We start from the raw sequence: 15,485 nt of genomic DNA on the forward strand, positions 1-15,485 counted from the left end.
AGGTAGCCGCATGACCCAGGTATTCCGCGAAGCCGTTTCCATCGAGCAGCTCAACGCACTCAGCCACAACACTGCCATCAGCACCCTGGGCATCGTCTTCAGTGCCGCTGGCGAGGACTGGCTGCAGGCGACCATGCCGGTGGATGAGCGCACCCGCCAGCCGTACGGCATCCTCCACGGTGGCGCCTCGGTGGTGCTGGCCGAAACCCTGGGCAGCAGCGCCGGCAACCTCTGCGTGGATACCGCCAAGCAGGTCTGCGTGGGCCTGGAGATCAACGCCAACCACGTACGCGCCGTGCGTTCGGGGACGGTCACCGGCACCGCGCGCGCGGTGCACGTGGGCCGCAGCACCCAGCTGTGGGAAATCCGCATCGAGGACGAGCAGGGCCGGCTGGTCTGCATCTCGCGGCTGACCCTGGCCGTGGTGGCGGCCGGCCACGGTTGAGCCCTGGCGGCAGCAGCGACGGCGGCGGAACCCAGCGTTCCCCGCCGATGGCCGCCGTCAATGAGACTTATGGCCGAATTCGGCTGGCAGCGATGGCAGCCCTCCGGTATCGTGCGTGGATGACTTCCCCCACTCCGGCCCCCCGCGGCGGCGTGGCGCGTGTGTGCCGTTACCTGTACCGCGTACCGCTGCTGTTGGTCCACATCACCGTGTTCCTGCCGCTGATCCTGATCGGCATGCTTCCGCCATGGGGCGAGCTGCGCGTGGGGGACGATATCTTCGGCGCCAAGGTGGTGAACTGGTGGCAGGGCGGGCTGATGTGGATCTTCGGCTTCCGCCTGTCGCGTATCGGCCAGCCGCTGCCGGGCGCGGTGCTGTTCGTCGCCAACCATGTCAGCTGGGTCGATATCTCCATCCTGCACAGCCAGCGCATGATGGGCTTTGTCGCCAAGCGCGAGATCGCCAGCTGGCCGGTGGTCGGTTGGCTCGCCGCGCGCGGCCAGACCATTTTCCACCAGCGTGGCAACACCGAATCACTCGGTGGGGTGATGCAGGTGATGGCCGACCGCCTGCGCGCCGGCAAGGCCGTGGGCGTGTTCCCGGAAGGACGTACCCGCGGCGGCCACGACGTTGGCCCGTTCCATGCACGCATCTTCCAGGCGGCAGTCGAAACCAGCGTGCCGGTGCAGCCGGTGGCGCTGGTCTATGGCGTGCGCGGGGATGCACAGACCATCGTGGCCTTCGGCCCGGGCGAGAGTTTCTTCGCCAATTTCCTGCGCCTGCTCGGTGAGCCGGCGCGGCATACCGAAGTGCATTTCCTGGAGCCGATCGGCACCCAGGACCTGGAAGGCCGTCGGCGCATCGCGGAAACCTCGCGCGCGCGCATCGTGGCGGCCATGAGCGGGGATTGAGGCCAGGGTGGCCGTGTTTCCGCCACCGACCCTCGACGCTGATGCGCCGATGCTCACCGCGTCCGACTATCAGCCGCCGCGCTGGCTGCGCAATCCGCACCTGCAGTCGATGCTCAGCTCCAGCCGCATGCGCCTGCAACGCGGCCTGCTGCTGCTGGCCGCCACCGGCGCGGTCAGCGAAGAGCTGATCCTCGATGGTGGCGAGGGCGTGCGCCTGCAGGGCTGGCACAGCCATGTCGAAGGGCGCGAACCGCGCGGCATCGCCCTGTTGCTGCACGGCTGGGAAGGCAGCGCCGAATCCAGCTACATGCGCATGGCCGCTGCCCGCATGCTGGAGCAGGGGTTCGACGTGGTGCGGCTGAACTTCCGCGACCACGGCAATACCCATCACCTCAATCCCGGCATCTTCCACTCCAATCTCATCGACGAAGTGGTGCATGCCGCAGGCGATGTCGCCCAGCGCTGGCCCGATCTGCCGCTGGTTGCGGCGGGCTATTCGCTGGGTGGCAACTTCGTGCTGCGGCTGGCGCTGCGCGCGCCGGCCGCCGGTGTGCCGCTGCAGCACGTGGCTGCCGTCTGCCCGGTGCTGGACCCGGGGCTGACCATGGAGAACATCGAGAACGGCCCGGCGATGTACGACTGGTACTTCCGCCGCAAGTGGGCCGGTTCGCTGCGTCGCAAGCGCGATCTGTTCCCCGAACTGAGCGATTGCGACGACCGCGTGCTGAACATGGACATCCGTTCGCTGACCGCCTGGCTGGTCGAACGGCACACCACGTTTGGTTCGCTGCAGGCCTATTTCGATGGTTATTCCATCGCCGGCGACCGCCTGTCCACGCTGCAGGTGCCCGCTGACATCCTGATGGCGCAGGACGATCCGGTGATCCCCTACGCGACCTTCCGCGATTGGCAGCTGCCGCAGCAGGCGCGGCTGGAAACCGCCTGCTGGGGCGGCCACTGTGGCTTCCTGGAAAACTGGCGCGGCGATGGGTTCTCCGAACGCTGGGTCGCGCAGCGCCTGCGGCGCGTCCTGGCGGGCTGAACCGGCACCGGCGCGCGGCCCGCTACAATGCGGGTTTGACCTTGAACCGGACGGCCATGCAAGACCAGATCCTCCAAGCGTTGCGCCAGAACGATGCCGGCCAGGCCGTGCAGCTGGCCCAGGCGTGGACCCGTGACGAACCCGGCAAGGCCGAGGCCCACCGCTGGCTGGCGCTTGCGCTGCAGCAGCAGGGCCAGGCCGAGGCCGCGATGGAGGCGTTGCAGCAGGCGCTGCAGCTGGCTCCCGATGATGCGCAGCTGCACCTGCAACACGCCGGCCTGCTGCTGGCACTGCGCCAGTTCGACGGCGCCGATGAAGCCCTGCTGCGCACCACCGGGCTGGACCCCAACGCCTTCCCGGCCTACCTGATGCAGGCGCACCTGGCGGTGGGCCGCAACGACTTCGACGAGGCCCAGCGGCTGTCGACCCTGGCCTCGCGGCTGGAGCCGGACCATCCGGAACTGCTGACCATCGATGGCATGGTCGCGCTGCGCCGTGGCGATGCCGACCGCGCGCTGGCCCTGCTGTCGGCGGCCAGCCAGGCGCTGCCGGACGATACCCGCGTGCTGTACGCACTGGGCTTTGCCTATCTGGGCAAGGACATGCTGGCGTTCGCCGAGCAGGCATTCCGTCGCGTGCTGGCGTTGAACCCGAAGATGTCCTCGCTGCACGGCATGGTGGTGCAGCTGGCCTTGCGCCAGGGCAACGTCGAGGCCGCCGCCGAGGCAATGCAGCAGGCGCTGCAGCAGCCGGAGCTGGACGTGCCGCCGATGCGCCGCCTGGCCGGTGAACTGGCACTGCGCAGTGGCCAGCCGCTGCAGGCGCTGGAGCACCTGCTGCCGCTGCTTGAATCGCTGCAGGGTGATCGCCAGGTGCTGCAGCTGCTGCTGATGTCCTGGCAGCGCCTGGGCCGCGAAGATGAAGCCCGCGCACGTCTGGATGACGCGCTGGAAAGCAATGACCAGCTGCATGACCTGTGGCTGGCACGACTGGCCGTGGAAGACGTCGGCAGTGCCGGCGCCGTGGCCGTCGTGGAGCGCTGGATGGCAGCGATGCCCAGCCACCTGCCGGCGCTGGAAGCGCGCATGCGCCTGCATGACATGGCCGGCGAGCACGAGCAGGGCGAAGCCATCGCTGAGCGCATCACCACCCTGGAACCGGGCCGCGTCAGCGGTGAAAGCCGTCGCGTCGAGGGTCTGCTGCAGCGTGACCCGGCCGCCGCCGTGGAGCGCGTGCAGGCCTTGATCGCACAGGCACCGGAGGGACACCGCGCCGACCTGCGCACCTGGCTGGGCGAAATCCAGGATCGCGCCGGGCAGCCGGAAGAAGCGCTGCGTACGTGGATGGCGCTGCAGACCGACCAGGCCTCGCAGCGGCTGCCGCTGCCTCCGCAGGCCAAGGCACCGCCGAGCTGGCCGGAGATGGCCAGCATCGACGAAGCGACGCGCGACAGTGGCTCGGCACCGATCTTCCTGTGGGGCGCCCCGGGTTCGGGGGTGGAGCGGGTGGCAACCGGCCTGGCCGCTGCCAGCCCGGTACTGCGCAGTGATCGTTACACCGCCAATCCACCCGACGATGCCTTCCAGAACTACAACACGCTGCAGGACCTGGCGTCGGGCGTGCTGAGCCCGGAACGCCTGGTCGAGCGCTGGCGCGAACACCTGCCGGCGCGCGGCCTGGAAAGCGACACCGTGATCGACTGGCTGCTGTGGTGGGACAACGCGCTGTTGTGGGCATTGCGCCCGCAGCTGCCGCAGGGTCGCCTGCTGCTGGTGCTGCGCGACCCGCGCGACATGCTGCTGGACTGGATCGCCTATGGCGCCGCTGCACCGCTGGCGATGACCTCGATGGCCGAAGCCAGCCAGTGGCTGGTGCGTTCGCTGACCCAGATCGCCGCGCTGCACGAGGAGGACCTGTATCCGCACGTGCTGCTGCGCATCGACGACATCGGCAACGATGCACATGCGATGGCCGACCTGCTGGGCCGCGTGTTCGGACGTCCGATGCCGCCGGCTGCACAGCTGGGTGCACCGCGTCTGCCCGCCGGCCACTGGCGCCGGTATCGCGACGTGATGGGCGCTGCTTTCGCCCAGCTCACCCCGGTCGCGGTGCGATTGGGTTACCCGGAAGAGTGAGGAGCATCAGATGCAACTGAGCAGTCACAGCCTGGTCAACGGTGCGCCGATCGACCGTGAGTTCGCCGCTGGCGATGCCAACGGCTTCGCCCCCGACCGCAACCCGCACCTGGCCTGGAGCGGCGCGCCCGACGGCACCCGTTCGTTCCTGCTGGTGTGCGTGGACCCGGACGTACCGACGGTGCCGGAGACAGTCGGCCGCGATGACATGCGCGTGCCGCGCGATCAGCCGCGCTGCGATTTCGTGCACTGGGTGATGGCCGACATCCCGGCCTCGGTGCAGGAAATTGCCGCGGGCAGCTGCAGCGACGGCTTCGTGGTGAAGGGCAAGACCGCGCCGGCCGGCCCGGCCGGCAGCCGCCAGGGCCTGAACGATTTCACCGGCTGGTTCGCCGGCAATCCGGACATGGCCGGTGACTACCTGGGCTACGACGGCCCGTACCCGCCGTTCAACGACGAGCGCGTGCATCGCTACTTCTTCCGCGTGTTCGCGCTGGACGTGGCCACGCTGCAGCTGCCCGAGCGCTTCACCGCCGCAGATGCGTTCCGTGCCATGCACGGCCACGTACTGGCCGAAGCGGCGTTGCACGGCACCTACACGTTGAACCCGGCGTTGGCCTGAGCGGGCAATGTGCTTCTGTAGAGCCGAGCCCATGCTCGGCTGCTTTTCCCGATAGACAGCAGCCGAGCATGGGCTCGGCTCTACAACGCACAACGAAGAAGGGCGACCTCGCGGCCGCCCTTTTCATTTCGCAGGCAGCGGCGCGGGTTTGAACACCAGCACTTCGCCCTTGGCATTGCGCACGACCAATGCGCCGGTGTCGTCCAACGCGAGGGTCGGTGCGGTATCGCGACCGTGAAGCAGCGTTTCGGCTCGCCGTTCCTGCGCATCCACCTTGGGATTGATGCACAGCGCGGTGGTCTGGATGCCGTTCTCCAGGATCAGCCGGTCGTCCTGCAGGTGGTAATGACTGCTGGCCTGGTTGCACAGGTTCAACTCGCTCATGTAGCCGGGCTGGAAGCGCAGGGTGTACGGCGCCCGGCCCCTGACGAACAACGCGTCGATGCGCTTGCCCTGCGCGTCGGTGGCGCGTGCGAGCTGCCACAGATGGGCTTCAAGCTGGTCGGTGGTGGGTGTGCTGGCGGCGTATGCACTGCTGCCACTACCGATGGCCAGCAAAGCCAGTGCGAGCATGTACGTCCGTTTCATGCCGATCTCCCTGATGCATGTGGGTAGTGCCGGCCGCTGGCCGGCATGTTCCGTATGTCGCCGGAGCGGTGTGCAGCAACCGGCCAGCGGCCGGCACTACCCCACAACGAAGAAGGGCGACCTCGCGGCCGCCCTTCAAGAGCCAGCCGACCAGCAGTCGGCTCTACATCACTTCTCGATGGCCGACTCGACCACCATGTCCAGCACGTACGCCTGCGACGGCGCATCGGCCGGCGGGTTCTTCACTTCGTAGCGCTTCACACGCACCACGTTGCGCACGCCATCTTCGTGGGTGTAACCCTCGATGTTGCCGTAGAAGTTCTCGAACTTGCCTGGCTCGCCCTGCTTCAGGCCCTTGTCGTCGAACTTGACCTCACGCACCTGCAGGCACTGGTAGTCCGGAATCATCGGGTGCGAGCACTTCTCGGTCTTCGCCGCCACTTCCAGGAACACGGTTTCGCCGGCGCCGCCGTAGCGGGTTTCAGCGGTCGGTTCCGGGTTGAACACCAGCACGTCGCCCTTGGCGGTGGTCAGGGTCAGCACGCCGTTGCCGTCCTGTTCGGCCTTCAGTTCGCCCTGCAGGCGGCTGGAGACGGCTTCGTCCAGCGCCATCAGCGCCTTGTCGGTGCAGGCCATCATGGTCGAGGCCATGGCGCTGACGCTCAGCTTGCCGTCGGCCAGGGTGTAGCCGCCGCCCATGCGGTTGCAGGTGTTGCTGACCGACAGGCGGCCATCAGCGAAGTCCAGGGTGACCGGCTTGTCTTCGCGGGCGAACAGCGCATCGATGCGCTTGCCATCGGCCGCGGTGGCCTGCTGCAGCAGCCAGTGCTGGCTCTGCAGGCGCTGCGCATCCAGGTGAGCCAGCGCCTTCTGGTCGCCGGCCTTGGCCGCCGCCGGGGCCAGGTCGTCACCACCGGTACCGGCCGGGGCGGGGGTCTGGCTGCAGGCGGCCAGCAGGGCCAGCGGGAGGAGCAGGGTGAGCTTGCGGTTCATGGTGATTCTCCTTGGGGAACCGAGGGGGAAACGGATCGGGGCCGGCATCGGGGTTACCGTGCCCCGGCGCTGTTCAGCTGCCGGACGGCAACCACAGCAGCAACGCAGCGCCCAGAGCGATGCGGTAAATCGCGAAGGCCGTGAAACGGTGCGACTTGATGTAGCCCATCAGCCACTTCACTACGACGAAGCCGGTGACGGCGGCGGCAACGAAGGCGACACCGACGTCGGTCCAGTTCTCGCTGGCCAGGTTTCCTTCCTTGGCCAGTTCCAGGAAGGTGTAGGCGCTGGCGGCGAACATGGTGGGAATGCCGACCAGGAACACGAACTCGGCGGCGGCCGCGCGGCGGCTCAGGCCCAGCAGCATGGCCAGGAAGATCGCCGAGGCCGAGCGCGAGGTACCCGGGAACACACCGGCCACCACCTGCGCCAGGCCGACGCCGATGGCCACCGTCCAGGTCACCTGGTCGCGGTCGGGCAGGCGCGCGGTATAGGCCTCCACCAGCAGCATCCAGATACCGCCGATGATCAGCGCCCAGGCCACCGGGCTGACGGTTTCCGGCAGCGACCAGCCGGCCTTGCGCACTACCAGGCCGACCACGGCGGTCACCAGGAAGGCCGCGCCGAGCTTGAACACGTACTCGCGGTTCTCGCGTTGGCCGAAGCCGGTGGCCAGCTGCAGCAGGCGCTGGCGGAACACCAGCACCACGGCCAGGATCGCACCGGCCTGGATGATGATGTTGAAGAAGTCCGATCGCGCGCCCAGCCAGTGCTGGGCGATCAGCAGGTGGCCGGTGCTGGAGATCGGCAGGAATTCGGTCAAGCCTTCGAGGATGCCCAGCAGCAGGGCGGAGAGCAGATCGGACATGGACGGTGCGGGCGCGGGCGGCGGAAGAAGCTCGAAAGAATAGACGATCCATGCCGCACCAAACGGGTGCGTCTGGTCATCGGCGCACCCGTTTGGTGCGCATGGTTCTGCACCTCGCTGGGGCAGCGGCTTTGAAATCAACGACTTGTGAAGGCCGAAAAGTTGGCACGGTCATTGCTGTACCTCAGCAGGCATTCATTCCCATCCGAGGTCGTACCGATGTCCGTGGAAACCGTAGAGAAGCTGATCAAGGACAACCAGATCGAGTTCGTCGATCTGCGCTTCGTCGACATGCGTGGTGTCGAACAGCATGTGACCTTCCCGGTCAGCATCGTCGAGCCGTCGCTGTTTGAAGAAGGCAAGATGTTCGATGGCAGCTCGATCGCCGGCTGGAAGGGCATCAACGAGTCGGACATGGTGCTGCTGCCGGATACCGCCAGCGCTTACGTCGACCCGTTCTATGCCGATCCGACCATCGTGATCAGCTGCGACATCCTCGACCCGGCCACCATGCAGCCGTATGGCCGTTGCCCGCGCGGCATCGCCAAGCGCGCCGAGTCGTACCTGAAGTCCTCGGGCATCGCCGAAACCGCGTTCTTCGGCCCGGAGCCGGAGTTCTTCATCTTCGACTCGGTGCGTTTCGCCAATGAAATGGGCCACACCTTCTTCCAGGTCGATTCGGAAGAAGCAGCGTGGAACAGCGGCGCCAAGTACGACGGCGCCAACAGCGGCTACCGTCCGGGCGTGAAGGGCGGCTACTTCCCCGTTCCGCCGACCGACACCCTGCACGACCTGCGTGCGGAGATGTGCAAGACCCTGGAACAGGTCGGCATCGAAGTGGAAGTGCAGCACCACGAAGTGGCCACCGCCGGCCAGTGCGAGATCGGCACCAAGTTCAGCACCCTGGTGCAGAAGGCCGACGAACTGCTGCGGATGAAGTACGTCATCAAGAACGTCGCCCACCGCAACGGCAAGACCGTCACCTTCATGCCCAAGCCGATCGTCGGCGACAACGGCAGCGGCATGCACGTGCACCAGTCGCTGTCCAAGGGCGGCACCAACCTGTTCTCCGGTGACGGCTACGGCGGCCTGAGCCAGATGGCGCTGTGGTACATCGGCGGCATCTTCAAGCATGCCAAGGCCATCAACGCCTTCGCCAACTCGGGTACCAACAGCTACAAGCGCCTGGTGCCGGGTTACGAAGCCCCGGTGATGCTGGCCTACTCGGCCCGTAACCGTTCGGCCTCGTGCCGCATTCCGTGGGTGTCCAACCCGAAGGCGCGCCGCATTGAAATGCGCTTCCCCGATCCGATCCAGTCGGGCTACCTGACCTTCACCGCGCTGATGATGGCCGGCCTGGACGGCATCAAGAACCAGATCGACCCGGGCGCACCGAGCGACAAGGATCTGTACGACCTGCCGCCGGAAGAAGAGAAGCTGATCCCGCAGGTCTGCTCCTCGCTGGACCAGGCCCTGGAAGCGCTGGACAAGGACCGCGAGTTCCTCAAGGCCGGTGGCGTGATGAGCGATGACTTCATCGACGGCTACATCGCGCTGAAGATGCAGGAAGTGACCAAGTTCCGCGCGGCGACCCACCCGCTGGAATACCAGTTGTACTACGCCAGCTGACCGGTTGCGATGGCGGTGGGTACCCCCTCCCACCTGCCGCCATCGCATCCGTCTTCGCGGCTGGGGAGCCGCGGTCAGATCGGGGTCGTTGCACGGGGTCGGATCCCTTTCATGCATGAAAGGGCTCTGACCCCACGCCAAGGACCCCTGATCCAGGGGCAAGAGAGAGACCGGATACGCGACATGGGCCGCCCTCCCTCCCGCGTCGGCCGTGCAAGGAGAGAGGCACGGCTGTCCCGGCCCGGTTCGTGTCCGGTGCAACAGCCACGGCCATCACCACGATGGCCCGTGGTTGCCTGATGCCATCGCGCGTTCGCGCGCTGGCCCCATCCACCATCGGGACATGCGCATGAAACTGATCTCCGCCATCATCCGACCGTTCAAGCTCGACGAGGTCCGCGAGGCCCTGTCCGATGCCGGCGTGTCGGGCATCACCGTGACCGAAGTGAAAGGCTTCGGCCGCCAGAAGGGCCACACCGAGCTGTATCGCGGTGCCGAGTACGTTGTCGACTTCCTGCCCAAAATCAAGATCGAAACCGTCGTCACCGATGAGCGTGCCGACGCCGTGATCGAAGCGATCCAGTCGTCTGCAGGCACCGGCAAGATCGGCGACGGCAAGATCTTCGTGACCGCTGTCGAGCAGGTCATCCGCATCCGCACCGGCGAAATCGGCGCCGACGCGCTGTAAACCCCCTTCCGGAGACTCCCCCATGAAGATGCGCCTTCTCACCGGGTGGCAAGCCCGGTTCCATCTGGTGTGCCTGCTGATGCTGCTCAGCGCGCTGGCCGCCGGTATCTGGCCCGGCAGTGCACATGCCCAGGCCCAGGTCACGCCGCTGCAGAGCGAGGCCGTGGCCGTCGAGCCCCTGCAGGACCCGACTGCCGCTGCGCCGGCTGCCGCCGAAGCGGTGGCAGCACCCGCCTATGACCATGGCGACGTCGCCTGGATGCTCACCTCCACCCTGCTGGTGCTGCTGATGGTGGTACCGGGCCTGGCCCTGTTCTACGGCGGCCTGGTGCGTTCGAAGAACGTGCTGTCGGTGCTCAGCCAGATCCTCGTGGTGTTCTCGCTGGTGCTGCTGTTGTGGGTGGCCTATGGCTACAGCGCAGTGTTCAGCGCCGGCAATCCGTTCTTCGGCTCGTTCACCGAATTCGCCTTCCTCAAGGGCTTCACCCCGGAGTCGGTGGGCAACACGCCGATCAAGGGCCTGCCGGATTACCTGTTCGTCGCTTTCCAGTCGACCTTCGCCGGCATCACCACCGCGCTGATCGTCGGTGCCTTCGCCGAGCGCATCAAATTCCGCGCGGTGCTGCTGTTCTCGGCGCTGTGGTTCACCCTCAGCTACATCCCCATGGCGCACATCGTCTGGGGCGGCGGTTACCTGGGTGAGATGGGCGCGATCGATTTCGCCGGTGGCACGGTGGTGCACATCAACGCCGGCGTGGCCGGTCTGGTCGCTGCATGGTTCGTCGGCAAGCGCCTGGGCTATGGGCAGACTGCACTGAAGCCGCACAACGTGCCGTTCACCTATATCGGCGCGATGCTGCTGTGGGTCGGCTGGTTCGGCTTCAATGCCGGTTCTGCCGCTGCAGCCGACACGGTTGCCTCGCTGGCCTTCCTCAACACCGTGCTGGCCACGGCCGCAGCGGTGCTCGGCTGGACGCTGGTGGAAGCGATCAGCAAGGGCAAGCCGTCGGCACTGGGCGCGGCCTCGGGTGCGGTGGCGGGTCTGGTCGGCATCACGCCGGCGTGCGGTACCGTCGGCCCGCTCGGGGCGATCGTCATCGGCCTGGTGGCCGGCGTGGTCTGCGTGTGGGGCGTGACCGGCCTCAAGCGTCTGCTTAAGGTGGACGACACCGCCGACGTGTTCGGTGTGCATGGCGTGGGCGGCATCGTCGGCGCGATCCTCACCGGTGTGTTCAGCGCGCAGTCGCTGGGCGGCACCAAGGCCGATCTGGATATCGGCCACCAGGTGTGGGTGCAGGTGGTCAGCGTCGGCCTCACCGTGGTCTGGTCGGCGGTGGTGACCGCGGCCATCCTGCTGCTGGTCAAGGTGGTGGTCGGCCTGCGGGTGACCGAGGAGGCCGAGCGTACCGGCCTGGATGTGACCTCGCATGGTGAATCGGCCTACGAGGCCTGATGCATCTACAGGGTGGGTGCCGACCGTTGGTCGGCACTGCACCTGCTCTGGCAGGTGCCAAGCTTGCTTGGCACTGCTCCTGCTCTGGACTGCTCTGCTCTGGTGGGTGCCGACCGTTGGTCGGCACGGTCGGGGGCCCAGCCACGCATGGCGTGGCTCTACTGCATCGTCCGCGCTTATCGCGCACAATCAGGGCATGCACCCGATCCGCACCTCCCTGATGCTCTCGGCCTGCCTGCTGCTGGCCGCCTGCGCCTCCACGCCGCAGCAAATCCGCAACCCGCTCGCCACCTGGGTGCCGTCACCGAACCAGAACGCGCGCACGCCGGTCATCATCGTCATCCACCACACCGAGCAGAAATCGGTGCAGCAGAGCCTGCACACGCTGCGTACCGCCAACAGCGGCGGTCGGGTCAGCGCGCATTATCTGATCGGCGCCGATGGCCATCGCTACCAGCTGGTGGCCGACGAGCGCCGCGCCTGGCATGCCGGTTCCGGGCGCTGGGGCACCATCACCGACCTCAACTCCGCGTCCATCGGCATCGAACTGGACAACGATGGCGGTACGCCCTTCAGCCCGGCGCAGATCGAATCGCTGATCGTGCTGCTGCGTGATCTCACTGAACGGCTGAACATCCCGCCGCGGCAGGTGATCGGCCACGCCGACCTGGCGCCGACGCGCAAGGAAGATCCCAGTCGCTTCTTCCCGTGGCAACAGTTGGCCGAAGCAGGTTTCGGCGTATGGCCGCGCGCGGCCGATGGTGCTGCGCCGGAAGGCTTCGATGCATGGGCTGCGTTGGCGCGCTTCGGTTATCCGCTGGACAACCGCGAAGCAGCGGTACGAGCGTTCCACCGTCGCTTCCGTGGCAGTGACACCCTGCCGAAAACACTCGACGCCGAAGACGCCCGCATCCTGCATTCGCTGCTGCTGCAGACGCCCTGAAAGCGGATCAGGTTCACCGAATCGAACGCTCACCCTGCGTTTTGCAAGCTGTCCGATTCAATCTGGATAGGTAAACCCCTAATGTCGCTCGGCCTTACCGGCGAGCAATATTCAATGACCTACACCAGGATCCAGGTGCTGCTGCACTGGTTCTCAGCCATCATCATTCTGTGGGCAACCCTCAGCGGCTTCTACGTGGCGTTGTTCGATGTCGCGGACGCTACCCGGCAAGCCATCGGCTTCCTCAACGTCTCGCTGACCTTTACGCTGATTCCGTTCTTCGCCCTTCGTGTGCTGCTGGCACTGCTGCGGGCAAGCGCAGGGCAACCGACGAGTGCGGAGGGGCGGGCTGCCCGCCTTGCACACTTCGCGATCTATCTGACCACGATCGTGGTGCTGATAACCGGCGTGCTGATGATGGACAGGGACATCAACGTCTTCAACGTGCTGACCCTTCCACCGCCGCTCATCGACGTTCAGCTGACATCGGCGTTCAACGCGGCCCACAAATACGCCTGCATGGTGCTTGCCGGCCTGCTTGTCCTGCACATCGCTGCGGTGATCAAGCACCATGCCTCGGGCAATCCGGTCCTGAAGCGGATGCGCTGGTAGCCGTCGGAATGCAAGCTCGCCGCAGCGCCCCGCATCCGTCGTTGCAGCTCCCTGAGGGGGCGGGCCGCAGGCTCAGTCCAGATTGAGTTCAGTGCGCAGTGCCGCCACATGCGCGCGGCCCACGGGCAGCTCCGTACCGTCGCTGAGTACGACCCAGTAACGACTGCCTGATGCGGCATGCAGGCTGCGGACATGCCGCAGGTTGACGACATGGGAGCGATGGCAACGCACGAACTCCGGCGGCAGCAATGGCCCCAGGCCGGCAAGCGATTTGTCATGCAGTTCGATACGTCCATCGCGCATGCGCAGCTCACTGTAGTCGCCATCCGCTCGGATCCACTGCACGTCGGCCAGTTCGACCAGCGTAGTCCCCTGCGCACGCCAGATGCCGAGATAGCGGGCGCGGCCGGGCCGGTAGCGGCTTGCGTCGAGCAGCCGTTCCAGCGCCTGGGCGAGGCGCTCGCGTGAGAAGGGCTTGGGTACGAAGTCGAGCACGCCGTGCTCGAACGCCTGCAATGCGCGTTCGCGATGTGCCGACACCACCACGCACTGGTAGCGCCCGGCAACAGCGCGGCGCAGCAGCTCGAAGCCATCATCGCCGCCAAGGTTAAGGTCCAGCAGCAGGCCGTCGTAGACGCTGCGCTGCAAGCGGTCGCCGGCTGCTTCCAGATCGGCTGCTGCATCGAAACGCGCGCGTGCACCGGCCAACTCGCTGCACATGCGCAGCAGGCGCTGTTGCACCAGGGGTTCGTCCTCGACGATCAGGATGCGCATGTCAGCTCGATCCGGCCACACCAATGGTCACCGTCGATACCCTGCACGAAGCTCCAGCCGGCGGGGCTGGCCGCCGCCAGGCTGGCCTCGATGTAACGTGTACCCGTGCCACGGCCGCGGTGCGGGGCCGAGCCTCGCGCACTACGCAGTTCCAGTATCCAGCGCGCGTTGTCGCGCTGCACGTGCAGGCGGAACGGGTGCAGTGCACAGGCAACAGCGCCGGCATGGGTCAGTGCATTTTCCACCTGTGCGTGCAGGATGCCTGGCGGCAGCGAAATCGGCGCATCTCCGCCATCGACCTCCAGCACCATGCGCCGGTCCAGGGCAAGGCCGATGATGTCCAGATGGCTGCGGCACAAGGCCAACTCATCCTGCAGGGAAACGCTCTGGTGGCTGCTGCTGTCGCGCAGGCGATTGAACTGATCGGCCAGCGACTCCACCAGGCGGCTGGCGCGCATCGGCGACTGCTCGATCAGTTCCTGCAGGCAGGTCAGCGTGTTCATCAGCCAATGTGGCTGGATGCCCCGTTGCAACAACTGCAACGAAAGCCGTGCGCGCTCTTCGCGCAGCCAGGCGTTGTGCCGGTCCAGCGCCTGCAACTGCGCAGCGTGGCGCAGCAGAAGGAACACCATCAGCACCGCCAGCAGCAGGAAGTACGGGCCATCAAGGAAGGCGCCGCGTGCGACCAGCAGCGCCAGCAGGCCGGCAGACAGCAGCGCCAGGATCGGCCATCGGTCTTCCTGGTCGGCGGGCGCGCGCATCAGCACCCACGCCGAGGCGAGCAGGCTCAACAGCAGCACCGCCGCTGAGCGGGTGTCGAAGCCCGGCAGCGCGATGGCCGCTGCCATGATCAGCGCCAGATAGCTGAAACGACCCGCCCTCGGTAAGGCCACCGCGAAGCGACGCGCAAGATAGGCCGGCAGCAGCAGCGCTGCGGCCACATGCAGGGCCAGCAGCGCGACCAGGCGAACGCCATGCCAGGGATAGGGGTAGCCCAGCAATGATCGCCACGCCTCGACCGCGGGCAGCGCCAGCCCCACCACGCCCAACGCCAGCAGCAGGTGCGCGCCGGGCGTGCGTGTCTGCCCACGCAGCACCGCCAGGAAATACAGGCATGCGGCTGCCAGCGCGCCGGTGGCGAAGGCCGCGATCAGCCATGGCAGGATGATCTGGCCGTACAGCACGGGGGCTGGCGCGATAAGCACCATCGCATCTGCGCCATGCAGGGCGAAATGCTGCTGCTGGCTGGATGCAAGCACCAGCAGTTCATCGGTGGCGTTTCCCGACGGCGGCGGTAGCACGCGCACGACGTCTATGCGCCCGGGCCTCTCTTCTTCCGGCGTGCGACCGACAGCGCCATTGCTGATCCATGGCATCCCGTTCCAGTACAGCTGGCTGGCAGCGCGCAACGACAGCCTCACTGTGCGTCCATGATCGGCGTCGCTTTCCGGCGCCGGCACCTGCCAGCGCAGCCAGTACGGGCCATGCCACTCCGCCAGCTGCTGCTGGTCCAGCGGCCGCCAAGCCAGGTTCCGCGGCGGGTGCGTTGGCAGGCCGCCGGATGCCCCGACATTCGCAGGTGCCATCTGTGCTCCCTGCACAACCCTCATTTCCGGTGGCGGCGTCGACACGATCAGCCACGCAGCCACGGCCGCAAGCAGTACAGCAAGGACAGCCAGGGTTCGTGTGATCTGCATGGCGGCCATCGTATCGGTTGCGTGGAGACATTGGACCGGCGCCTGGAGACGTTCGGCAGAGGGACGCGTCCGCAGCGCTGCGCGG

15 protein-coding genes are annotated in these 15,485 nt (G+C 66.8%); 10 read left to right on the plus strand and 5 right to left on the minus strand.

Annotated features, from left to right (window positions below):
- Positions 1-10 precede the first annotated feature (10 nt).
- The 5 genes from CR919_RS07670 (at position 11) to CR919_RS07690 (ending at position 5,155) form a co-directional block, all read left to right on the plus strand.
- The gene (locus CR919_RS07670) at positions 11-445 is read left to right on the plus strand and encodes a hotdog fold thioesterase (protein ID WP_099819508.1); all 435 of its coding nucleotides are present in this window, start codon (positions 11-13) and stop codon (positions 443-445) included.
- A 119-nt stretch (positions 446-564) separates the two neighbouring features.
- Entirely contained in the window at positions 565-1,356 is a 792-nt protein-coding gene (locus CR919_RS07675; RefSeq protein WP_099819509.1) for a lysophospholipid acyltransferase family protein, read from the plus strand.
- 7 nt (positions 1,357-1,363) lie between these two features.
- The gene (locus CR919_RS07680; protein WP_099819510.1) at positions 1,364-2,398 is read left to right on the plus strand and encodes an alpha/beta fold hydrolase; all 1,035 of its coding nucleotides are present in this window, start codon (positions 1,364-1,366) and stop codon (positions 2,396-2,398) included.
- A gap of 56 nt (positions 2,399-2,454) precedes the next feature.
- Positions 2,455-4,533, plus strand: a complete 2,079-nt coding sequence (locus CR919_RS07685) for a tetratricopeptide repeat protein (RefSeq protein ID WP_099819511.1) — start codon at positions 2,455-2,457, stop codon at positions 4,531-4,533.
- A gap of 10 nt (positions 4,534-4,543) precedes the next feature.
- The gene (locus tag CR919_RS07690) at positions 4,544-5,155 is read left to right on the plus strand and encodes a YbhB/YbcL family Raf kinase inhibitor-like protein (protein ID WP_099819512.1); all 612 of its coding nucleotides are present in this window, start codon (positions 4,544-4,546) and stop codon (positions 5,153-5,155) included.
- Between the two features lie 123 nt (positions 5,156-5,278).
- Here the strand turns inward: CR919_RS07690 and CR919_RS07695 are convergent, their stop codons facing one another.
- From CR919_RS07695 to CR919_RS07705, 3 genes are all read right to left on the minus strand, one after another.
- Positions 5,279-5,743, minus strand: a complete 465-nt coding sequence (locus tag CR919_RS07695; protein WP_099819513.1) for an META domain-containing protein — start codon at positions 5,741-5,743, stop codon at positions 5,279-5,281.
- Positions 5,744-5,911: 168 nt separating this feature from the next.
- A complete protein-coding gene (locus CR919_RS07700; RefSeq protein WP_099819514.1) occupies positions 5,912-6,736 on the minus strand; it encodes an META and DUF4377 domain-containing protein in 825 nt (274 codons plus the stop codon).
- A gap of 73 nt (positions 6,737-6,809) precedes the next feature.
- Positions 6,810-7,604, minus strand: a complete 795-nt coding sequence (locus CR919_RS07705; RefSeq protein ID WP_099819515.1) for an undecaprenyl-diphosphate phosphatase — start codon at positions 7,602-7,604, stop codon at positions 6,810-6,812.
- Between the two features lie 219 nt (positions 7,605-7,823).
- Here CR919_RS07705 and glnA point away from each other — a divergent pair, with 219 nt between their 5' ends.
- From glnA to CR919_RS07730, 5 genes are all read left to right on the plus strand, one after another.
- Positions 7,824-9,233, plus strand: a complete 1,410-nt coding sequence (gene glnA / locus CR919_RS07710; protein ID WP_099819516.1) for a type I glutamate--ammonia ligase — start codon at positions 7,824-7,826, stop codon at positions 9,231-9,233.
- A 349-nt stretch (positions 9,234-9,582) separates the two neighbouring features.
- Positions 9,583-9,921 (plus strand): P-II family nitrogen regulator, encoded by a 339-nt coding sequence (locus CR919_RS07715; protein ID WP_004134334.1) that lies wholly within the window; start codon positions 9,583-9,585, stop codon positions 9,919-9,921.
- Between the two features lie 22 nt (positions 9,922-9,943).
- A complete protein-coding gene (gene amt / locus CR919_RS07720) occupies positions 9,944-11,374 on the plus strand; it encodes an ammonium transporter (RefSeq protein WP_089241711.1) in 1,431 nt (476 codons plus the stop codon).
- Between the two features lie 196 nt (positions 11,375-11,570).
- Entirely contained in the window at positions 11,571-12,317 is a 747-nt protein-coding gene (locus tag CR919_RS07725) for an N-acetylmuramoyl-L-alanine amidase (RefSeq protein ID WP_099819517.1), read from the plus strand.
- Between the two features lie 81 nt (positions 12,318-12,398).
- Positions 12,399-12,929: a cytochrome b/b6 domain-containing protein gene (locus tag CR919_RS07730; protein ID WP_207761019.1), complete on the plus strand. Its 531-nt coding sequence runs from the start codon at positions 12,399-12,401 to the stop codon at positions 12,927-12,929.
- A 72-nt stretch (positions 12,930-13,001) separates the two neighbouring features.
- Here CR919_RS07730 and CR919_RS07735 read toward each other — a convergent pair whose 3' ends face one another.
- Positions 13,002-13,703, minus strand: coding sequence for a LytTR family DNA-binding domain-containing protein (locus CR919_RS07735; RefSeq protein WP_099819519.1), 702 nt, complete (start codon positions 13,701-13,703; stop codon positions 13,002-13,004).
- Positions 13,691-15,289: a sensor histidine kinase gene (locus tag CR919_RS07740; protein WP_243379987.1), complete on the minus strand. Its 1,599-nt coding sequence runs from the start codon at positions 15,287-15,289 to the stop codon at positions 13,691-13,693. The genes CR919_RS07735 and CR919_RS07740 overlap by 13 nt, the downstream gene beginning before the upstream one ends.
- Positions 15,290-15,485: the final 196 nt, after the last annotated feature.

The organism is Stenotrophomonas sp. LMG 10879, from assembly GCF_002750935.1.
Classification (GTDB): Bacteria; Pseudomonadota; Gammaproteobacteria; order Xanthomonadales; family Xanthomonadaceae; genus Stenotrophomonas; species Stenotrophomonas lactitubi_B.

What these genes read in the sequence shown, in the direction of transcription:
- CR919_RS07735 (WP_099819519.1), bottom strand. Translation starts at nt 13,703, where the DNA reads ATGCGCATCCTGATCGTCGAGGACGAACCCCTGGTGCAACAGCGCCTG.
- CR919_RS07725 (WP_099819517.1), top strand. Translation starts at nt 11,571, where the DNA reads ATGCACCCGATCCGCACCTCCCTGATGCTCTCGGCCTGCCTGCTGCTG.
- CR919_RS07695 (WP_099819513.1), bottom strand. Translation starts at nt 5,743, where the DNA reads ATGAAACGGACGTACATGCTCGCACTGGCTTTGCTGGCCATCGGTAGT.
- CR919_RS07700 (WP_099819514.1), bottom strand. Translation starts at nt 6,736, where the DNA reads ATGAACCGCAAGCTCACCCTGCTCCTCCCGCTGGCCCTGCTGGCCGCC.
- CR919_RS07675 (WP_099819509.1), top strand. Translation starts at nt 565, where the DNA reads ATGACTTCCCCCACTCCGGCCCCCCGCGGCGGCGTGGCGCGTGTGTGC.
- glnA (WP_099819516.1), top strand. Translation starts at nt 7,824, where the DNA reads ATGTCCGTGGAAACCGTAGAGAAGCTGATCAAGGACAACCAGATCGAG.
- CR919_RS07730 (WP_207761019.1), top strand. Translation starts at nt 12,399, where the DNA reads ATGTCGCTCGGCCTTACCGGCGAGCAATATTCAATGACCTACACCAGG.
- CR919_RS07705 (WP_099819515.1), bottom strand. Translation starts at nt 7,604, where the DNA reads ATGTCCGATCTGCTCTCCGCCCTGCTGCTGGGCATCCTCGAAGGCTTG.
- CR919_RS07715 (WP_004134334.1), top strand. Translation starts at nt 9,583, where the DNA reads ATGAAACTGATCTCCGCCATCATCCGACCGTTCAAGCTCGACGAGGTC.
- CR919_RS07670 (WP_099819508.1), top strand. Translation starts at nt 11, where the DNA reads ATGACCCAGGTATTCCGCGAAGCCGTTTCCATCGAGCAGCTCAACGCA.
- CR919_RS07690 (WP_099819512.1), top strand. Translation starts at nt 4,544, where the DNA reads ATGCAACTGAGCAGTCACAGCCTGGTCAACGGTGCGCCGATCGACCGT.
- amt (WP_089241711.1), top strand. Translation starts at nt 9,944, where the DNA reads ATGAAGATGCGCCTTCTCACCGGGTGGCAAGCCCGGTTCCATCTGGTG.
- CR919_RS07685 (WP_099819511.1), top strand. Translation starts at nt 2,455, where the DNA reads ATGCAAGACCAGATCCTCCAAGCGTTGCGCCAGAACGATGCCGGCCAG.
- CR919_RS07740 (WP_243379987.1), bottom strand. Translation starts at nt 15,289, where the DNA reads ATGGCACCTGCGAATGTCGGGGCATCCGGCGGCCTGCCAACGCACCCG.